Origin of the sequence: Kaistella haifensis DSM 19056 (genome assembly GCF_000735695.2) — a bacterium.
GTDB lineage: Bacteria > Bacteroidota > Bacteroidia > Flavobacteriales > Weeksellaceae > Kaistella > Kaistella haifensis.
In genome coordinates this window covers 99526-119094 of record NZ_JASZ02000011.1, presented here as the reverse complement: position 1 = coordinate 119094, position 19569 = coordinate 99526, and the positions used below count along the sequence as shown (strand labels likewise).

General features: G+C 39.5%; 18 protein-coding genes and 1 pseudogene. 12 read left to right on the top strand and 7 right to left on the bottom strand.

Annotation, left to right across the window (positions count from 1 at the left end):
- Positions 1–344 precede the first annotated feature (344 nt).
- Entirely contained in the window at positions 345–848 is a 504-nt protein-coding gene (locus tag AP75_RS06910; protein WP_242589782.1) for a helix-turn-helix transcriptional regulator, read from the top strand.
- Positions 845–1504 (top strand): nucleotidyl transferase AbiEii/AbiGii toxin family protein, encoded by a 660-nt coding sequence (locus tag AP75_RS06905; RefSeq protein WP_088263964.1) that lies wholly within the window; start codon positions 845–847, stop codon positions 1502–1504. Before AP75_RS06910 ends, AP75_RS06905 begins: the two co-directional genes overlap by 4 nt.
- Positions 1505–2614: 1110 nt before the next feature.
- Here the strand turns inward: AP75_RS06905 and AP75_RS06900 are convergent.
- On the bottom strand, positions 2615–3085 hold the full coding sequence (locus tag AP75_RS06900; RefSeq protein WP_031501415.1) for a regulatory protein RecX: 471 nt from the start codon (positions 3083–3085) through the stop codon (positions 2615–2617).
- 54 nt (positions 3086–3139) lie between these two features.
- A complete protein-coding gene (hemW, locus tag AP75_RS06895) occupies positions 3140–4264 on the bottom strand; it encodes a radical SAM family heme chaperone HemW (RefSeq protein WP_088263962.1) in 1125 nt (374 codons plus the stop codon).
- A gap of 532 nt (positions 4265–4796) precedes the next feature.
- Here hemW and AP75_RS06890 point away from each other — a divergent pair.
- Both AP75_RS06890 and AP75_RS06885 read left to right on the top strand, forming a co-directional pair.
- Entirely contained in the window at positions 4797–5027 is a 231-nt protein-coding gene (locus AP75_RS06890) for a hypothetical protein (RefSeq protein WP_034767767.1), read from the top strand.
- Positions 5017–5313, top strand: coding sequence for a type II toxin-antitoxin system RelE/ParE family toxin (locus tag AP75_RS06885; protein WP_031504519.1), 297 nt, complete (start codon positions 5017–5019; stop codon positions 5311–5313). The genes AP75_RS06890 and AP75_RS06885 overlap by 11 nt, the downstream gene beginning before the upstream one ends.
- Positions 5314–6353: 1040 nt before the next feature.
- On the opposite strand, the gene AP75_RS06880 is transcribed toward AP75_RS06885, so the two are convergent.
- The 3 genes from AP75_RS06880 to AP75_RS06870 are packed head-to-tail and all read right to left on the bottom strand — an operon-like array spanning position 6354 to position 9531.
- The gene (locus tag AP75_RS06880) at positions 6354–7307 is read right to left on the bottom strand and encodes a PorP/SprF family type IX secretion system membrane protein (RefSeq protein ID WP_031501412.1); all 954 of its coding nucleotides are present in this window, start codon (positions 7305–7307) and stop codon (positions 6354–6356) included.
- Between the two features lie 41 nt (positions 7308–7348).
- Positions 7349–8407, bottom strand: a complete 1059-nt coding sequence (locus tag AP75_RS06875) for an RluA family pseudouridine synthase (RefSeq protein WP_031501411.1) — start codon at positions 8405–8407, stop codon at positions 7349–7351.
- A gap of 59 nt (positions 8408–8466) precedes the next feature.
- Positions 8467–9531, bottom strand: a complete 1065-nt coding sequence (locus tag AP75_RS06870) for a PASTA domain-containing protein (protein ID WP_031501410.1) — start codon at positions 9529–9531, stop codon at positions 8467–8469.
- Between the two features lie 131 nt (positions 9532–9662).
- On the opposite strand from AP75_RS06870, the gene AP75_RS06865 reads away from it, so the two are divergent.
- The 7 genes from AP75_RS06865 to lnt all read left to right on the top strand — a co-directional run bounded on the left by AP75_RS06865 (position 9663) and on the right by lnt (position 15765).
- Entirely contained in the window at positions 9663–10520 is an 858-nt protein-coding gene (locus AP75_RS06865; protein WP_031501409.1) for a YicC/YloC family endoribonuclease, read from the top strand.
- Positions 10521–10552: 32 nt separating this feature from the next.
- The gene (gene gmk / locus AP75_RS06860; protein ID WP_088263961.1) at positions 10553–11116 is read left to right on the top strand and encodes a guanylate kinase; all 564 of its coding nucleotides are present in this window, start codon (positions 10553–10555) and stop codon (positions 11114–11116) included.
- On the top strand, positions 11113–11844 hold the full coding sequence (locus AP75_RS06855) for an NAD(P)-binding domain-containing protein (RefSeq protein WP_051872476.1): 732 nt from the start codon (positions 11113–11115) through the stop codon (positions 11842–11844). The genes gmk and AP75_RS06855 overlap by 4 nt, the downstream gene beginning before the upstream one ends.
- 42 nt (positions 11845–11886) lie before the next feature.
- On the top strand, positions 11887–12453 hold the full coding sequence (locus tag AP75_RS06850; protein WP_031501407.1) for a pentapeptide repeat-containing protein: 567 nt from the start codon (positions 11887–11889) through the stop codon (positions 12451–12453).
- A 49-nt stretch (positions 12454–12502) separates the two neighbouring features.
- Entirely contained in the window at positions 12503–13522 is a 1020-nt protein-coding gene (gene nadA, locus AP75_RS06845; RefSeq protein WP_031501406.1) for a quinolinate synthase NadA, read from the top strand.
- A gap of 14 nt (positions 13523–13536) precedes the next feature.
- Positions 13537–13896 (top strand): dihydroneopterin aldolase, encoded by a 360-nt coding sequence (gene folB / locus AP75_RS06840; RefSeq protein ID WP_031501405.1) that lies wholly within the window; start codon positions 13537–13539, stop codon positions 13894–13896.
- A 222-nt stretch (positions 13897–14118) separates the two neighbouring features.
- The gene (gene lnt / locus AP75_RS06835) at positions 14119–15765 is read left to right on the top strand and encodes an apolipoprotein N-acyltransferase (RefSeq protein ID WP_031501404.1); all 1647 of its coding nucleotides are present in this window, start codon (positions 14119–14121) and stop codon (positions 15763–15765) included.
- A gap of 125 nt (positions 15766–15890) precedes the next feature.
- Here lnt and AP75_RS06830 read toward each other — a convergent pair.
- Positions 15891–18019, bottom strand: a pseudogene (locus AP75_RS06830) (helix-turn-helix domain-containing protein).
- 74 nt (positions 18020–18093) lie between these two features.
- On the opposite strand from AP75_RS06830, the gene AP75_RS06825 reads away from it, so the two are divergent.
- On the top strand, positions 18094–18525 hold the full coding sequence (locus AP75_RS06825; protein WP_031501403.1) for a hypothetical protein: 432 nt from the start codon (positions 18094–18096) through the stop codon (positions 18523–18525).
- A 6-nt stretch (positions 18526–18531) separates the two neighbouring features.
- Here the strand turns inward: AP75_RS06825 and AP75_RS06820 are convergent, their stop codons facing one another.
- Positions 18532–19509, bottom strand: a complete 978-nt coding sequence (locus tag AP75_RS06820; protein ID WP_051872477.1) for a YihY/virulence factor BrkB family protein — start codon at positions 19507–19509, stop codon at positions 18532–18534.
- Positions 19510–19569: the final 60 nt, after the last annotated feature.

Sequence of the window (19569 nt, the reverse complement as noted above, 5' to 3'; positions counted from 1 at the left end):
AATAGATAATAGATTTTAGAGCTAAAGGTTTTCAAAACTCTGCTACAACTTTCTAACCTCTTAACCTTCTAACCTTTTAACTTTCACCATAGTGTCGTAAAAACACAATCATGGAAACATGGTGCTCTTTGTGACTTTGTGGTAAAAAAAGAAAAGAACCAAGAACCAAGATGAGAGATTTTAGTTGAGAGTTCATGGTTGAGAGTTGACGCCATTGATTCAAAACTCAACCGTTCAATTACTCCCAGCTTATTGCTTAAAGCATATTGCGTACAGCGTGCTCAACACCACTTCACATAACAATCGACATAGATATAAACAAAAATGTTTACATTTGTATCGTGATGAAACTACATGAAAAATACAAAGGGATCCATCCTGGGATTGTCCTTGAAAGGGAGCTAAAAAAACGTGCAATCAAGCAACGTCCTTTTGCTTTGGCTTTAGAGGAACACCCTCAAACGTTTAATGCAATTACCAAAGGAAAAAGGGGCATCAGCACCCCATTGGCATTGAAAATTGAACGGCAACTCGGACTGGAAGAAGGAACTTTGGTGATCTTGCAAGCGTTTTATGACATTCAGAAAATTAAAGAAAAAGAAATCCAAAACACTCCGGATTTGAATATCTTGAGTAAAGCTTTGTTTTGGGACACCGAAATTGAACATATCAATTGGATGCAACAATATCGTGCGGTAATCCAACGGGTCTTCGAGCGAGGAAATGAAGATGAAAAAGCCGAGATAATTCGTTTTTATGGACAGGAAAAAGTAAAGCAAGCGTTGCAAGAAACCAACAAGAGAAGCCCATACACGGTCAACCGATTCAATAAAACTTCAAAAGAATGATGCATTACAAAACCATCAGTCAGGTTTTAAAAGACACCTTGGTGTTGCTAATGGAGTCTTCGGAACTAGAGTCTTTTCGTTTGGTGGGCGGCACAGCGTTAAGTTTGCAATTAGGACATCGATTATCCGTAGATATCGACTTGTTTAGTGATGCTCCTTATGGCGCTATCGATTTTAAGGGGATTGATGCATGGATTGAAAAAACATTTTCATTTCATGATCACTTTGCAAACCTTGACCCTTCAATAGGTAAATCTTATTATATCGGCTCTGATAAAGAACACGCTGTCAAACTGGATGTATTTTACACGGATTCTTTTATTCAGCCTGCTATAATAACGGATGAAATAAGAATGGCAACCACAGAAGAAATCATAGCGATGAAAATGGATGTAGTACAACGGGGAGGTCGCAAAAAGGATTTTTGGGATTTGCACGAGTTGCTTGCTCAGTACAAAATATCTTCCATGTTGACATTGCATCAACAGCGTTATCCCTATTCCCATGACGAAAAACTCCTTCTAAACAATCTGACTGATTTTGAAATTGCCGATGATGATTTCGATCCCATCTGTCTGAAAGGCAAATATTGGGAGTTTATCAAAGAGGATATGGTTGATGCAGTACTCCATCACACCAAAAAATCTGCTAGATGAGAGATTTTGGATGTTCAAAGCAATAAGCATTATGCTTTAGGCTTTAGGCTTTATGCCTAGAGTGATTAGAAATTAAATCTGTAAAATCATAAATTGTACGATGTATAATGTAAAAAGTACGATGTACAATGTAGCAAACTCAAGAACTCCAAGCCTATTGCGTAAAGCGTATTGCCTACAGCTTCACCAAAGCACCCCGTCATTCCGGCTCTGCCGTAATGCCACCCCTCCAAAGGAGCGGAATACTCGCGTTTTTTTAGTTTATTAGGGAGTAATTTGGAGGTTTTGTTGTAGAAGAAAGAGGAAAGAAAAATGACCGTTCTATCTTTTCCCGATCGCCTAAGAACAACGGGATATTCCCCTCCTCTGGAGGGGTGGCCATTTGTCGGAGACGAAGGGTCGGGGTGGTTTTTTGGGACAGAGCCAAGAACCAAAATTCAAGATGATAGATGGAGAGATAATAGATAATAGATTTTAGAGCTAAAAAGGTTTTCAAAACTCTGCTACAACTTTCTAACCTCTTAACCTTCTAACCTTTTAACTTTCACCATAGTGTCGTAAAAACACAATCATGGAAACATGGTGCTCTTTGTGACTTTGTGGTAAAAAAAGAAAAGAGCCAAGAACCAAGATGAGAGATTTTAGTTGAGAGTTCATGGTTGAGAGTTGACGCCATTGATTCAAAATTCAACCGTTCAATTACTCCCAGCTTATTGCTTAAAGCATACAGCGTGCTCAACACCCTACCTAAAGCGTATTGCGTAAAGCCTACAGCATACAGCGTTCCCAAAAATAAGCAATATCCCCAATATCCGCGAGAGCCAAAAGTCAAGAGCCAAGATAATAGATAATAGATTTTAAATGTACAATGTAAAAAGTACGATGTAGGAAACTCAATTACTCAAAAACTCAATCACTCGCAACAAATCTGCGAACTCCCCAGAATCAGCTAGAGAAATTCTGTGAACCTGTGAACGAGTAGATCGCAGTACTCAAACACTCCACCTAAAGCGTATTGCGTAAAGCCTACGGCATACTGCGTTCTCAAAAATCAGCAAAATCCCCAATATCCGCGAGCTCTCATTTTCAAATTAACACATTTTCAAATTATCAAATTTCCAAATCTGCCACGCGCAAAATCTCCTCATACTCAAATCCCCTTCCCATTAAGTATTTGATGGTTTTGGATTTCTTTTGGTATTCTTTTCCGGATTGTCGCGAGAAATAGGATTCATAGAGTTTTTTCAAGGTTTTTTCGTAATCGGAATCATCGATTTCATCGAAACAACGGTTGATGAGTTTCTCGGGAACTCCCTTAAACTTTAGGTGGTTGCGGATTTTGTTGCGTCCCCAGGATTTGATGTTGAACTTCCCGCGGATGTAGCTTCGGGCAAACCGCTCTTCATTGAGGTAATTCTCCTGCATCAGATAAAGCAAAATTTCCTCTTTCGCTTTGGGAATCAGTAGAAAATCATGCATTTTTTGCGCCACTTCCTGATGACATCGGTCTTGGTATACACAATAGTTGACCATTTTCTGTTTGATTTCGAGGAAAGTATAGGATTTTTTCTGTTCCATCATCACGGCGTGGGAATTGGACAAACACTTAAAATTTCAATAAAAAGAATGACAAATTTAAAGAATAAAAAGATCAGAAGCGATGCCATCTGCCAAAAACCAATGTTTTTCGGGAATTTTCAGGTGACCATTTTCAATGATCAGAATTCCTGTTTCGAGTTTGGGAGCTATATTTTTTTGGAATTCTTCTTGAAGGTAATCACTGAACTTACCTTCCGTTTGCTGCAAATCAACGCCCCACATGGTTCTTAATCCAATCATCATCATTTCATTGAACTGCTCTTTTTCAGTGAGGATTTCACTTTCCTTGGCTAAAGTATTTTGATTCAACGCATCGATATAGCGACGGTTATTGGCGATATTCCAACTTCTTTCATTCCAACCATTAAAAGAATGTGCGGAAGGTCCGATGCCGAGATATTCCTTGGATTTCCAGTAGGCGGAATTGTGCCGGGAATGAAAACCGGGTTTCCCGAAATTGGAGATTTCATAATGATCGAAGCCGTGATCTTTCAAAAAATCCACCATATAGGAAAATTCTGCATGTTGCTCCGACTCTTTCGGCGCCGCAACTTTTCTTTGCTGAATCCATTGGTTTAAAGCGGTTTTGGGTTCCACAGTAAGGGCATAAGAAGAAATATGAGGAACAGAAAGCGCGATCACTTTTCGGAGGTTCTCTTTCCAAATCTCGAAATCCGAAGTTGGGGAACCGTAAATCAAATCGATGCTGATGTTTTCAAAACTGAAATCCTGTGCTCTTTTAATGGAATCCTCAGCTTGTCCGGTGTTGTGGGCACGGTTCATCAGCTTTAAATCTGCATCAAAAAAACTTTGGGTTCCAATCGAAAGTCGGTTCACCGGAGATTGGGACAATCCTTTTAGAAATTGCGCATCCAAATCGTCGGGATTGGCTTCGAGGGTGATTTCAATATCGGGATCAAATGCAAAATACTTCAACACCTCATCCATGAACGCATTCAGTTCGTCCACTTTCAGGATAGACGGCGTTCCACCACCGAAATACAGAGATTTTAAAGTTTTGGATTGGAGTTCGTCTTTGCGTAAGAAAATTTCTTTTTTAATGGCTGCAAGCATTTCATCTTTAAACGTCAGTGAAGTAGAAAAATGAAAATTGCAATAACTGCATTTCTGTTTGCAAAAAGGAATATGAAGGTAGAGCACGTTTTTGAGTGTTTTTTATGCTTTAAGCAATAGGCAGTACGCTTTATGCTATCGGATCGTCAAAGGTAGAGAAAATTATTTTTTTAAGAGAGGTTAGAGGTTAGAGGTTAGATTTTAGATTATAAATGAAAAATCCACACACCCTTTGCTAAGCGAAGCGCCTTTGCACCCTAAACACACGCATCAATAAAAATTCTCTTAGCGCCTTTGCGTTAAAAAAAATCCGCCCCATCCCCAAAATCAGCGAGAATAATAAGAAAAGAGCCAAGATGCAAGAACCGAGATGCTAGATGCTAGATTTTAGATTTTAGATTTTAAATATAAGATGTAAAAAAAATCTATAACTCCTTGCATAAAGCTTAAAGCGTACTGCCTATTGCTTAAAGCATTCTCAACCACCCCAACACTCCTAGCATAAAGCGTATTGCGTACAGTGTACTCAATATTTTTTTGATAATGAATGCATTGCTCAAATATTGAATTTGTTCTTCCCAATTATTCTGCTTAATTTTATTTCTTCAAAAAAGAAAAAATGAACTTACAATACATCAAAGATTCACAAGGAAAGCCGACCGGAGTTTTTATCCCTATTGAAGAATGGGAAGCGTTGGAAAAAAAATTTCATTTCGAAGAATATTTAAAATCATTTGAGCTTTCCGATCAACAGAAAACCCTTCTCGATGAAAGACTAAAATCGGATAAAAATGATTTCATTTCCGCAAGAGATGCTTTGAAAAAAATCCGCAAAAAACATGAGTTATAATCTGGTTATTCTTGGTCGTGCACAGGAAGAAATAAACCAAATCTATGAGTATTATTCCGAGATATCTTTTGCAGTGTTGCAGTCTTTTGATCAACAATTAGAAAAGGCCTATCAATCTTTAGAAACCAATCCTTTCTTTCAAATTCGATATAAAAATTTAAGGGCTCTCCCTTTTGAGTCATTTCCCTATATGCTATTTTTTAGCATTGAAGAAGAAGAAAAATTGGTTTATATTTATTCTGTTTTCAATACCCATCAAGATCATGATAAATATCCCAATTTATAAAAGATGGGAATGAAGGAGGATGTATGGAGTATGGAGTATGAAAAACTCAGTCACATCACAGAAATCCGCTGAATTCGCAAAATCAGCGAGAGTAATAAGAAAAGGGCCAAGATGCAAGAACCAAGATTTTAGATTTTAGATTTTAAATGTACGATGGATGATGAAGGATGATGTATGAAAAACTCAGTCACATCATGGAAATCAGCGAGAATAATAAAAATCTAGCCGATCAAGTCAATTAAGCAGAAACCTTTTGAAAGCGAAGCGTCTCTGCTTCACTAAAAAAAACAAGAAAAAAACTTTTGCTGCTTTTGTGGTTAAAAGAAAAGAGTCAAGATGCAAGAGCCGAGATTTTAGATTTTAAATGTACGATGGATAATGAAGGATGATGTATGAAAAACTCAGTCACATCATGGAAATCAGCGAGAATAATAAAAATATAGCCGATCTAGCCAATTGAGCAGAACCCTTTTGAAAGCGAAGCGTCTTTGCACTACTAAAAAACAAGAAAAAAAACTTTTGCCGCTTTTGTGGTAAAAAAAAAGAAAAGAATCAAGATGCAAGAACCGAGATGCTAGATTCTAGATTTTAGATTTTAGATTTTAGATTTTAAATGTACGATGGATGATGAAGGATGGAGTATGAAAAACTCAGTCACATTATGGAAATCAGAGAGAATAATAAAAATCTAGCCGATCTAGCCAATTGAGCAGAACCCTTTTGAAAGCGAAGCGTCTTTGCACTACTAAAAAACAAGAAAAAAAACTTTTGCCGCTTTTGTGGTAAAAAAAAAGAAAAGAATCAAGATGCAAGAACCGAGATGCTAGATTTTAAATGTACAATGTAAAAAGTACGATGTACAATGTATGAAAAGATCTGTAAAATCAGCAAGAACCATTATAATTGACAATTGCATAAAGCGTACTGCGTATTGCTTAAAGCTTATTGCGTCCTCCCCCATTTCCAAATTGACTCATTTTCAAATTGCCAAATTCTTCCAGCTTCCATCTCCCCGCTTCCATCCTAACTTGCATCACCTCCTAATACCTATACCCTCTCGTATTGATAAAGTTTTCAATGTTGTACCCCACGCTAAGCATGAAACTATTTCCTGCATATTGCTGAATATCTGAAAGTCCGAAATTATAGGTCGCGCCAAAGGTAAAACCGTTCAGTTTTGCTTTGATGATCGGAGAAATTCCGAGATTTTGGTTTCCGTATTGGTTTTTTGAAGTTCGGAAACTGGCTCCCGCAGAGAATGAATTAGTATCACCCAAAACCGTAGCCATCAGATTCAAATCGGTCATTCGGGAAGCATTGGTACTGAAATTCATCAATACAGAAGGCGAAACGAAGAATTGCTCATTCAAATAAAAATCGTAGCCCGCATTGAAATTGAACTTCGTAGGTTCCGGTTCGATGCCGTTGACAATAGGAATATCGTTGGTCAGTGCAATATCATTTACCGAAACCCCTCCAAAGAAATTGCGGTAAGTAACTGCCATACCTAAATTCGCATACACGAGAAAAAGACTGTTGGTATCGGAACTCAAAGTAGGATCGCCGGGATCTTGTGGATTGAGTTTCGCCAAATCGATATGCATGTTGTAGAAATTCACATTCGTACCGAAGGAAAACTGGCTTTTGCGTTCGCCATCGTCATCAATTGGGATAAAATAAGAAGCTCCGGCACCAATTCCGTTCGAGGAAATCGGTCCGTTTTGGTCTCTGAAAAATGAAATTCCGGCTCCTACCCGGTCGAAAATATTGGCATGAATTCCAATCGATTGTACATTGGGCGACTCGTCGAAGTTGGAAAACTGTTTTTGATAGTTCAAATTCAGCACCACATCATCCGTTTTACCGTACTGCGCAGGATTGAAAAGGAAGTCGCCATCGAGCAAATACTGCTGATAGAAAGGGAGGGTTTCCTGGGCTTTATAAAAAACAAAGGAAAGAAAAATGAAAATTGCAGTTCCTATTTTCCTCATCATGATGGGTTTTAACGGGTACAAATATAAAAAACTTTTGAGGGTTACGCTTCTAAATAACGTCTCCATTTTTCGATCGCCTCTTCCATATCGGCGGGCATCGGACTTTCGAAGTACATTTCTTGTTTGGTCGTCGGGTGAATAAATCCGAGCGTGTGCGCATGCAAAGCGTGTCTCGGCAATACTTCGAAGACATTTTTCACAAACTGTTTGTATTTGGGAAGGTTGACTCCTTTTAAAATATGATGTCCTTCATAGCGCTCATCATTAAATAAAGTATGCCCGATATGTTTGAAATGTGCACGAATCTGGTGGGTTCTTCCGGTTTCGAGTTTGCATTCTACCCAGGTCATGTATTTAAATCTTTCGATGACTTTATAATGGGTCACCGCATGCTTCCCGTAACTTCCGTCTTCGAAAACCGCCATCTGCATTCTATTTTTTAAGTGTCTTCCGATATGTCCTGTGATGGTTCCCTGATCTTCTTCCAAATTTCCCCATACAAAAGCCCAATACAATCTTTTGGTCGTTCTTTCGAAAAACTGTTTGGCAAGAAAACTCAGTGCATATTCGTTTTTAGCAACAACAAGCAATCCGGAAGTATCTTTATCGATTCGGTGCACCAATCCTACCCGATCGAGGTCAGATTTTAACCCATTTTTCTCAAAATGAAAAGCCAAGGCATTCACCAAAGTACTGTGATAATTGCCGTGTCCGGGGTGAACCACCATTCCTGCGGCTTTATCTACCACCACCAAATCATCGTCTTCATAAACAATATTAACCGGAATATCCTGAGGAATGATAATATTTTCACGTCGTGGATGAGCAAGCAATACCGAAATCTGGTCGCCGGGTTTTACGCGGTAATTTTGTTTGACGGGAACGCCATTTACCACCACATTTCCGGCGCGGCAGGTTTGGGAAATCTTGTTTCGTGAGGAGTTTTGGCGGAAGATTAAAAGAAATTTATCAATCCGCAACGGTTCCTGTTTTTTATCTACGCTAATATTCAGGTGTTCGTACAGCCCCGCCGACTCGGCTTCCGGGGATTCCTGACTGAGCAATTCTTCGTCTAAAAATTCTTCGTTTTCTTCGCGCATGAGTGTAAAAAAGCTTCAACTTTCGCTGAAGCTTTAGGTATTTATCGGATTATCTAATACTATTCAACGATGACCTTTTTGGCTTTGGGTTTTTCAGCCGGTTTTACCGTAGTGGTCGTGGTTTTCGGAGCAGTACTGCTGGTCGTTGTTTTAGGTTTAGTTTCGGTAGTAGTTTTCGCAGCACTTGTTTTAGGAGTTTCTGTCTTTGGCGCTTCCGTTTTTGGAGTTTCCGCTTTTGGCGTTGATTTCTTAGGTTCTGAAATTCTCGGTGCAGGTTCCACATAAACTGGTTCGTCATATCGAACAGGAGGAACCGTGGTATCAATTTTTACACGATAAATGCTGTTCAATTGATTAATCTTAGCACCCATTTGCGCCGGTGTTTTTTTACTGGCCCAAATATCAATCTGCATCCCCTGATCCCGAACATCGAAAGAAGCCGGATCTTGGTAATAAACGATATCGGATTCGTCTTGTCCGCCGTCTTCATGCTCTACCAATCCTACTTCGAACAGATTTTGAGCAATAATCGCTTTGGCTTCCTGAACGGTTAATCCTACCAAATTCGGCACGGTAATATTTCTTTTCGGTCCTGCTCCAATCACCAAATCAATGGTTGAAAATCTTGGCAACAATGTTCCGGGTTTCAAAGTGGTGCCATTGAACATCATTCTGATGACCGCATCACGCTGAATGCTTGGTTCAAAAATAGTATCACCAACTTTCAATCCAACCTGCTCCAATTGTCTGAACGCCAAACCTTTGTATCGATCGAGCACATCCGGAACGGAAACTTGGGCAAATGTTTTAGGATTTACTTTAAGGATAATGGTTCTGCCATCTTTCACGCGGGAACCCGGCGAAGGATAAATTTGCAATACCTGAAACGGACGGTATTTTGGTTCGAATTTACCACTATCTACCTCATAATCCAATCCTGAATCATCCAGAATACGGATCGCATCATGAACCGACTTATTCACTACATTGGGTACAGCGATTTCTTTGCCGTGATTCGTATGAATCTCCAACCAACGGAAGGTAAGCCAAACCAATCCTGTGAAAACAGCTGCTGCCAGAAGAATATTTACAAGAACTTTCCAGTGGAAAAGCGATTTTAGCATATTACTTAATCTTTAATGATAGATGCAAAGATATAAAATAATCTTTTCGGAACTCTGCGATTTTTTTACGCTTCTTTTTTTTAATGATAAAAAGTTTGGAAATATTTATCTTTGCCCACTAAAGCAAATCAATGATTTTATCCATGACAGGCTTCGGAAGAAGCGAGGGCGTTTTCGAAGGAAAAAAAATCACCGTCGACATCAAATCCCTCAACAGCAAATCTTTTGATCTGAGCATCAAAATGCCTTTACGGTACAAAGAGAAAGAATTTGAAATCCGAAAGCTGCTCAACGACAACATCCTGCGCGGAAAGGTAGATTGCTATATTAATTTGGAAACCCTGACAGACTCCAATGATGTTAACATTAATCATGATTTGGTGAAGTCCTATATGGACGAATTGAGAATGATATCTGGCGATGGTCCGGATTTCGAATACTTAAAAATGGCCATCAGAATGCCCGAAGCCATTTCCACAAGACCGGATGAGCTGAATGAAAACGAATGGCTGCTGCTCAACGGATTGCTCCATAATGCATTGGAAAAATTCAACAATTTCCGAAAAACAGAGGGCCAGAATCTGCAGGAGGAATTGAAACGCAATATCCAAAATATCGAAAACAATCTTGCTATGGTGGTTCCCTACGAAGGAATCCGCATAGAAATCATCAAAGAAAAATACCGTGCTACCCTGAAGGATTTCGACACCATCGACGAAACCAGATTCTACCAGGAAATGGCGTATTTCACCGAGAAGCTGGATATTTCGGAAGAGAAAGTAAGACTCGCGCAACACCTAAAATACTACCAAGAGGTAATGCAGGATGAAGATTTCAACGGAAAAAAACTCGGGTTTATTTGCCAGGAAATCGGCAGGGAAATCAATACTTTAGGTTCGAAAGCCAACCACGCCGAAATACAAAAACTGGTAGTGATGATGAAAGACGACCTCGAAAAAATCAAAGAACAAACGCTCAATGTTTTATAAAAGAGCCATTAGCCATTAACCACTAGCCAAATATGAACAAAGTCATCATCTTTTCAGCTCCTTCAGGAAGTGGCAAAACCACTTTGGTAAAGCATTGCCTGGAACAATTTCCGGAACTGGCTTTTTCGGTTTCCTGTACCACCAGAAATCCACGCGGCACCGAACAAAACGGCATCGATTATTATTTCATCACACCCGATGAATTCAGACAAAAAATTTCCGAAAATGCCTTCGTGGAATACGAAGAAGTATATACCGACAAATATTACGGAACCCTGAAATCGGAAGTGGAACGCATCTGGAACAAAGGCAAAACGGTAATTTTCGATGTGGATGTACAGGGTGGAATTTCCCTTAAAAAATATTTCGGTGATCAGGCGCGTTCGATTTTCATCATGCCACCATCCATCGAAGAACTGGAACGCAGACTGGTTTCCAGAGCCACTGATGACGCGGAAACCATCCGAACAAGAGTGGAAAAAGCATCCGAAGAAATGACTTTTAAAGATCAGTTTGATGAAATCGTGGTGAACAGTGATTTGGATGAAGCCAAAACTTCGGTGCAACAGATCCTGAATAATTTTCTGCACCAATGAAAATTGCCATTATCGGCGGCGGATGGGTAGGAAAAAGACTTGCCAAGTACCTTACTGAAAGAAATCACCACGTCATCGTGACCACCACTACTCCCGATAAAATCACGGAGTTGAAAACGGTAGCTGCAGAAGTACACTTGCTGGATTTCAATGAAGTTTCCGAAACTGATTTTCTGAATGACGCGGAAATAGCCATTTTCAGCATGCCGATTTCCCAAAACAGTTGGCATCAAGGATTCGAAAGCATCAGCAACGTTTTTCCAAAAACAATTCTCTTCAGCTCGACGGGAATCTATCCTCAGCAAAACAGAATTTTTACCGAAAATGACACTGATCATTTACGGGCAGATATTTTAAATTCCGAAATGAAAGTACTGGAAAAATATCCACAAACCATTATCCTACGCCTTGGCGGGTTGATGGGCGATGAGCGATCACTGAAAAACTTTTTTAACAACAAGAAGGTTCCTCACCCCGAAAAATTGGTCAATTATATTCATTATGAAGACATTTTAGCCTCGATAGACCTACTCCTCCACTCTGATAAACCGGCAGGAATTTATAATTTTGTTGCGCCGGAGCACCCTTCCATGGGCGAAATTTTAAATATCGAAGATAAAAACACAATGGTCCAGGCAGACTTGTCTTCACAAAGAATTATTTCTTCAGAACTTTTCGTTCAGGAATTTAGTTATACTTTTATCCGTCCGAATCCGAAATGTTTTTAATTAAAAATTTTAAATAAAAGAAACGGAGAAAATAATTGATCAATGAACACACTTTCCGACGAAACTTTCAGTAAAAAAGATTTCACCCAAAATCCTTTGGAAATTGGTGAATACGAGAATTGTGTTTTCGAGAACTGCATTTTTTATGCAAGCAGACTGAGCGGAATTTCATTTTCAAACTGCGAGTTTAATGACTGCGATTTGAGTTTGATCATCATCGAGAAAACTGCCTTTCGGGACGTACATTTCAACAATTGTAAAATAATTGGTGTCGATTTTGAGCCGGCAAACGATTTCGGTCTGCGTTTCCATTATAAAAATTGCAACCTTACGCATTCCATTTTCTTTAACAAAGACCTTAGGAAAACGGTTTTCGATCATTGCATCCTTCATGAAACCGATTTTACCCAAGCAAATCTCATGGAAAGTTCATTCAAACATTCTGACCTTTCGGGCAGCGTTTTTGATCAAACCCATCTCGAAAAAGCTGATTTCACCGAAGCATTGAATTTCAGAATTATTCCGGAAAACAACTTTCTGCAAAAAGCCAAATTTTCGCAACACCACCTTTCCGGATTGCTGTCGCACCTCGGAATCGAAATTTCATAATCCGTTTCGATGAAATTTACTATTTTTAACCCTTATTAAATTCATTACAATGAGTACAGAAACTTTAGATAAAGCCAGAGCAAACCTTCCGGTAAGAGGTTTTTTGAATATTGAAGACATCAAAATTCCACAAGGCGAGGAATTGAAACAGGCGATTCTCGACCTTAAAAAAGAGAAAAACGCTGTAATCCTCGCACATTATTACCAACCAGCCGATATTCAGGATATTGCGGATTTCTTGGGAGATTCATTACAACTGGCCAGACAAGCAAAGGACACCGATGCGGATATGATCGCCTTTTGTGGTGTACATTTCATGGCGGAAGCAGCAAAAATCCTGAACCCGACTAAAAAAGTAGTTTTACCGGATACTCAGGCCGGATGCTCCCTTGCAGATGGTTGCAGCGGTGAAGGGCTACGCAAAATGCGTGAGCAATATCCGGATGCACTTATTGCGACGTACATCAACTGTAACGCGGAAACCAAGGCAGAATCCGACATCATTGTAACGAGTTCCAATGCGGAAACCATCATCGAAGCCTTGCCAAAAGACCGCCCGATTATTTTCGCACCGGATAAAAATTTAGGTAGATATCTCTCTAAGAAAACAGGTCGCGACATGATTCTTTGGGATGGAAGCTGCATCGTCCACGAAGCATTTTCGATGGAAAGAATTGCGCAACAATTAGCCGAAAACCCTGATGCTAAACTCATTGCCCACCCGGAATCTGAAACTCCGGTATTGGATCTGGCGCATTTCATCGGCTCTACCTCGGCGCTATTGAACTTTGTGGAAAAGGATGATTCACAAAAATTTATTGTAGCCACCGAAGAAGGAATCCTGCATGAAATGAAAAAGCGCGCACCTCAAAAAGAACTTATTCCCGCCTTGGTTTTCGATGAAAGCTGCAACTGCTCGGAATGCTTCTACATGAAGCGCAATACGATGGAGAAATTGTACCTGTGCATGAAATACGAACTTCCGGAAATTTTAATCGATGAAGAGCTTCGCCTAAAGGCCTTGAAACCAATCGAGGCGATGCTGGAAATGAGTAAAACGATCAAATAAAATCGTACTTGTACATAATAATGAAAATTTACCTCGAAAACATAAAAATCTACGCGTATCACGGTGTTTTGCCGGAGGAAAATATCATTGGAACTTCTTATTTGGTCAATGCCGAATTCCATGCGGACCTTTGGAGAGCCACAGAAACCGATGATTTGAATGACACCATCAGTTACGCCGATTTGAATGAGATCATTCATGATGAAATGGCGATTCCGAGCAAACTTTTGGAGCATGTCGCAGGAAGAATCATCAAAAAAATCCACGAAAAATTTCCGCAGATTTCTTTTATTAAAATTAAAATCACCAAAACGTCTCCGCCAATGAAAGGTGAAATGAACGGCGCAAGCGTGGAGTTTGAGAAGAAATTCTGAATTTTTGCACACCAATATTAAAAAATTGCGGCAGAAATTTTTGCATTCAACCAATAAAAGCGGGCTTCGGTCCGCTTTATTTTTTTTATGACCTTCTGCAATTTAAAAATCGTTAACAATCATCTACAAACCCACAATCCGGTAATTATCCCCAAATATTTTCAGTAAATTTGCGATGGTAAAATCACCATCCAACAAACCGATCACGCTTAAAAAAGTCCGATGAAATATCTCATACTCTCTTTATTTTCTGCCCTGCTTTTGAGCATTTCCTGGCCTACTTACGGCATTCCGTTTTTTATTTTTTTCGCTCTGGTTCCTCTCTTAATCATGGAACACGACATTTCGAAGTTTTCGAAGGTTAAAAACAAAGGAAGTCTCATTTTCGCGCTATCATACTTATGTTTTGTGATTTGGAATATCGTAACCACCGGTTGGCTTTATGGTTCCAAAAACCCGGATGGCAGTCATTCTATTTTGGCGGTAGCGATTCCGGTGGTCGTGAATTCGTTGCTGTATTCCTTAGTTTTCCAACTTTATCATTGGTACAAAAAAATTCAGGGAACGTATTTCGGTTTGGTATTTTTTGTAGCGATATGGATGGCTTTCGAGAAATTCCACCTCAGCTGGGAACTCACTTGGCCTTGGCTGAATCTGGGAAATGTTTTTGCTGATTACCCAAAACTGATTCAATGGTACGACACCTTGGGAGCAACAGGAGGAAGTTTCTGGATTTTATTGATTAATGTGTACGCATTTTATACGTTAAGAATTTGGGAAGCCGGAAGAAAAAGAAAATCCTTGGTCATCAACGCCGCAATTCTCGCTGCCGCAATCGCCCTTCCGATACTGATTTCCACGATGAAATATCAGAATTTCGATGAAAAACCCATCGGCTCGGTAAATGTTTTAATGCTTCAACCCGACCTGGATCCTTATAACGAGAAATATTCGAAAGACAGTTTAACGATTTTAAATGAATTGTTGACTTTAGCCGAAGAAAACTCTCCGAAGATCAATCAAGCCAACCCCATTGATTATTACATCGGTCCGGAAACTTCGATTCCCGGTTATGGTTCGATTTCCGAAAGCGGTTTTGAGCAAAGCACTTTGCTTAATAAGGTGAAAAGCTTCCTCGCCCAACATCCGAAATCCATTTTCACTACCGGTATTTCTTCGCATCAATTTTATAAAGATCCCGCTAAAAAATCGGAAACAGCTTATCAAACCGCGGACGGAACGTATGTGGACAGCTATAATTCTGCAGTACAAATCATTCCGAACCAAAAAGTGCAGGTTTACCACAAAGGAAAATTGGTACCGGGCGTCGAGATTTTCCCATACATACATGTGTTGAAGCCCATTCTCGGAGATGCCATGCTGAATCTCGGCGGCACGATTGCTTCCCTCGGAATCGATAAAGAAAGGAAAGTCTTCAGCAATCCTTTCAATAAAGGAAAAATTGCTCCTGTCATTTGCTACGAAAGTATTTACGGAGAGTATGTGACGGAATATGTGAAAAATGGAGCCAATTTTCTTGGCATCATGACCAACGATTCTTGGTGGGGCGTCACACAAGGTCATCAACAGCTGATGGCATACGCCAAACTCCGCGCGATAGAAACCCGACGGGAAATTGCGAGAGCAGCCAATAGTGGAATTTCTGCCCACATCAACGCGAGAGGCGATGTGATGGCGGATACGCTGTACGGTGACAGAACTGCATTGTTTGCGAAAGTGAATCTTTATGATAAAATGACATTCTACACACGCTCCGGCGATTTGCTGACGAGAATTTCAATTTTTGTTTTAGGATTTTTGGTTTTCTACACGATGATTAAGCAATTTCAAAACCGAAAGAAAGCGTAACCATTCTCACTAATTCTGGTAATTAATGTAAGATTAAAAAAAATCTCGCTGATTGTGCTGATTGTGCTGATTCTTGTCTTACTAAATAAATTTTCAGTATCAGCTAAATCTGCAAGAAACACCAATTATTTTTTTTCTGATTTTTTATGATTAAAATGATTGAGCAGCAAGCGAATTTCATTGAATTCAAAATCGTTGGGAAGTACTTTTTTCCATTCTGTTAAGGTTTCGTGGTCGCTGTTTTTTTGAATTCTTTTTCGAAAAGTTTTATCTTCTCTTTATCGAAAACTCTGGTGAGATCGAGCAATCCCCTTTCTGCAAATTTTGCGAGATGGCCGTAAATCGTTTCGGTGACCAAACCTCTTTCTTTACCAATTTCGGGGATGGTTTTTCCTTCTTCAAAAAGCTGAAAAGTAAGAATATGAGACGGAACTTTGGCGATTTTGGTCGTCACTTCCACTTCATTTTCTTTATCGAAAAGCGGAGTCTCCAACAAATAAACTTGCTTTAGATCATTTAAGTAATCTTCCAAATCATCCAAAAATACTCGGAAATCTTCATTGTATTGTTTTAAACCTTTTACGCCTTTTGTTTCGGCATAAAAATCTTTCAACGGAGCAAAAATTTTAGCATTTACATTCGTGAAAAAGAAATTCACCGCCCCTTTTGCTTTGGTTTCTATTTCGTTCCATTCTTCGGTTCCCTCAATAAATTTTCGGGTTTTCTGTTGAATGATCTTTTCAAATTTCCCGAAAACATCTGCCAATTTTGCGGCTTCAGGTTTGATGCCTTGGTACAGGAATTTTATTTTATCTTTATCCAATCCACGGCTTTGAATTGCGGCGTAATGCCACTTTTCCAAATCTTGCATCATCCATCCACAAGAAATACGATTGATGATTTTGCGGATGCTGTAATCGTATTTTTCGGTATTTAAAATTTCTTCAATCCGGTTGTTCGCGTGGGTTTCATCCTGAAATCTGGCAACCCTGCGATCCGAGAAAATAACTTCGGGCGTGATTTTAGACTTTAAAACAATCCCTTCCAAAGTTCGGCAACGCGACAGGGCGACATAAACCTGGCCCGACGCAAAAGATTTTCCGGCATCGATGATGAGTCGATCAAATGTTAATCCTTGAGATTTATGAATGGTGACCGCCCAAGCCAAGCGAATGGGATACTGTTTGAAACTTCCCAAAACCTCTTCTTTAATGCTTTTGTCTTCATCCAAAGAGTACTTTTTCTGTTCCCAGGTTTCTTTTTTGAGGGTATAAATTCCATCTTCCCCATCGATGATGACGCGGACTTCCTGCTCATCAACCCCAACCACTTCTGCCAATTTCCCGTTGAAATACCGCTTTTCGCCACTCGCATCGTTTCGGATAAACATAATTTGCGCACCGGTTTTCAACTCTAATTTTTCATCATTCGGATATTGGTTTTCATTAAAATTGCCTATGATTTCTGCTTGATAAATTTTTGGTTTTCCGGGAAGTTCTGCCAGTTTTTTCTGGTTGATTTCGTCCGCCATTTTGTTGTGCGAAGTCAGATAAACATAAGATTCGGTGGTCGGTTCAAAATCCGGAAGATATCTTTTATTTAAAGTTTCAAAATCGATATCGCCAATTTTTCCGTCGCGAATTTCATTTAAAATTTCAAGAAACTTTTCGTCTTTCTGCCGATACACGGTGGTGAGTTCCAAAGTGATCAAAGGCAATTGACTGAGCGCAAGACTATCAAAGAAAAATGGGGAATTATAGTATTGTTTCAACACATTTTCATGTCGAACGACCGGCGGAAGTTGGTAAAGATCTCCAATAAAAAGCATCTGAACACCTCCGAATTTCTGTTGGTTTCTTCTGATATATCTTAAAGAGAAATCCATCATATCCAAAACATCGGCACGCAACATGGAAACCTCATCGATTATAATGATTTCAATCTCGCGAAGGAGTTTCAGCTTGTCTTTTCGGTATTTGAAATGGTGCATCAAATCGGCGATATTATTGGCAATATTGCTATCGACCCGATCCGTGGTGGGAAGGAAAGTGCGCAAAGGCAGCCCAAACATGGAATGAATCGTCACACCACCTGCATTGATTGCAGCAATTCCTGTGGGCGCAACCACGATATATTTTTTGCGGGTTTTACTCACAAAATCGTTCAGGAAGGTGGTTTTCCCGGTTCCGGCTTTCCCGGTGAGAAATATACTGCGGTTAGTATGTTCAACTAAATTGAAGAGAGATTCATTCATCAGTCAAAATTAATTAAATAAAAAATAAAGGCCTTATTTTTGATTCAGAAAAACAATCAAAAAAAAATTCTGACATGAAAATTTATTCCTTAATGGTGTTCGCTTTATTGGCAACGACATCTTGCAAAACAAAACAATCGGTGGACAATTTGCCGAAAGACATCACCCTGAAACCCATCAATGAAGCTGAAAACGACAAAGAGATGATGCAAGAATTGCGTATGCAAATCGATTCCCTATCCAAAAGTGTCGCTTGCACAGATCCGGCGGATTGGCGAATTGCTCCTGCTGGTGCAAAACCCTGTGGTGGACCTGGTTTTTATTTAACCTATCATAAAAATGTAGAAAATGAAATCCTACCCATGATACAAAAATATACCAACATGAGTACTGCTTTTAATAAAAAATACGGTTTGATGTCGGATTGCGCAATGGTGCAACCACCGACCGGAATTCGCTGTGAAGACAACAAAGCTGTTCCCATATACGGAAGCGGAGGAATTTAAAGCTACTTAAATAGAGGAATCGTGGATTTTTTTGGAATCTGAATCAATGATGATTGTCTTTTGGACATTAGGACTTAAAGTTACTTCAGCATCTTGGTGAGTAATTGCCCATTTGGCATGTGCGGAAGGCTTGATTTCAAGTCCGTTCCTTTTGCTGTACACTTTGGTAAAAATGGCACCGATAAAAATCAGTTGACAAGTATAATTGATCCACATCATTATTAAAATCACCGATCCTGCACCTCCAAATGCGGAGGTAGGTTTAAACGATTCAAAATAATAGGTAAGCAAATATTTTCCTAAAGTGAAAAGTAGAGAGGTGAAAAACGCACCCGACCACACTGATTTCCATGGAATTTCAGCATCAGGTAAAACTTTGAACATCAGCGCAAAAAGCAGCGTCGTCACAATAAATCCAATGACAATATTAGCTACATAAACCAGTTCAAATGTCGACAAGCCGAATTGTGAAATCACCCAATTATTCAACAAACCGATTAGGGTGGAAAGCAAAAAAGTAATTAAAAGCAAAAACCCAATGATGAGAATCATACTGAGCGAACTCGCCCGATCGAGAATATATTTTTGCCAGGCTTTTTTCGGTGTCGCCTCCACATCCCAAAGCTTGTTTAATGATTTTTGAAGCTGAAAAAACAAAGTGGTAGAACCGAAAACCAAAGATGCAATCCCGACGACTTTCATCCAGAAGCTTTTCTTATCAACCATCGCATTAACAATCATTTCCTGCACACTTTTGGCAGCATCGCGCCCCATCATTCCATCGATTTGGCGCGTCACCTGACCACGAATAGCTTCTTCGCCAAAGAAAATTCCGGCAACCCAGATGATGATAATTAAAAGTCCGGGGATGGAAAATATAGCGTTATAAGCCAGAGAAGCTGAATCGGTACCTAAATCTCGGGACGAAAAATCCTTATACGTATCTTTCATCGTTTGCCACAATTCTTTAAGTTTCAGCTTCATCTTTGTTATTTTAAAGGTTGCTTTTGGCACTCCAAAAACTGCACCAAAAACGAGCATCTC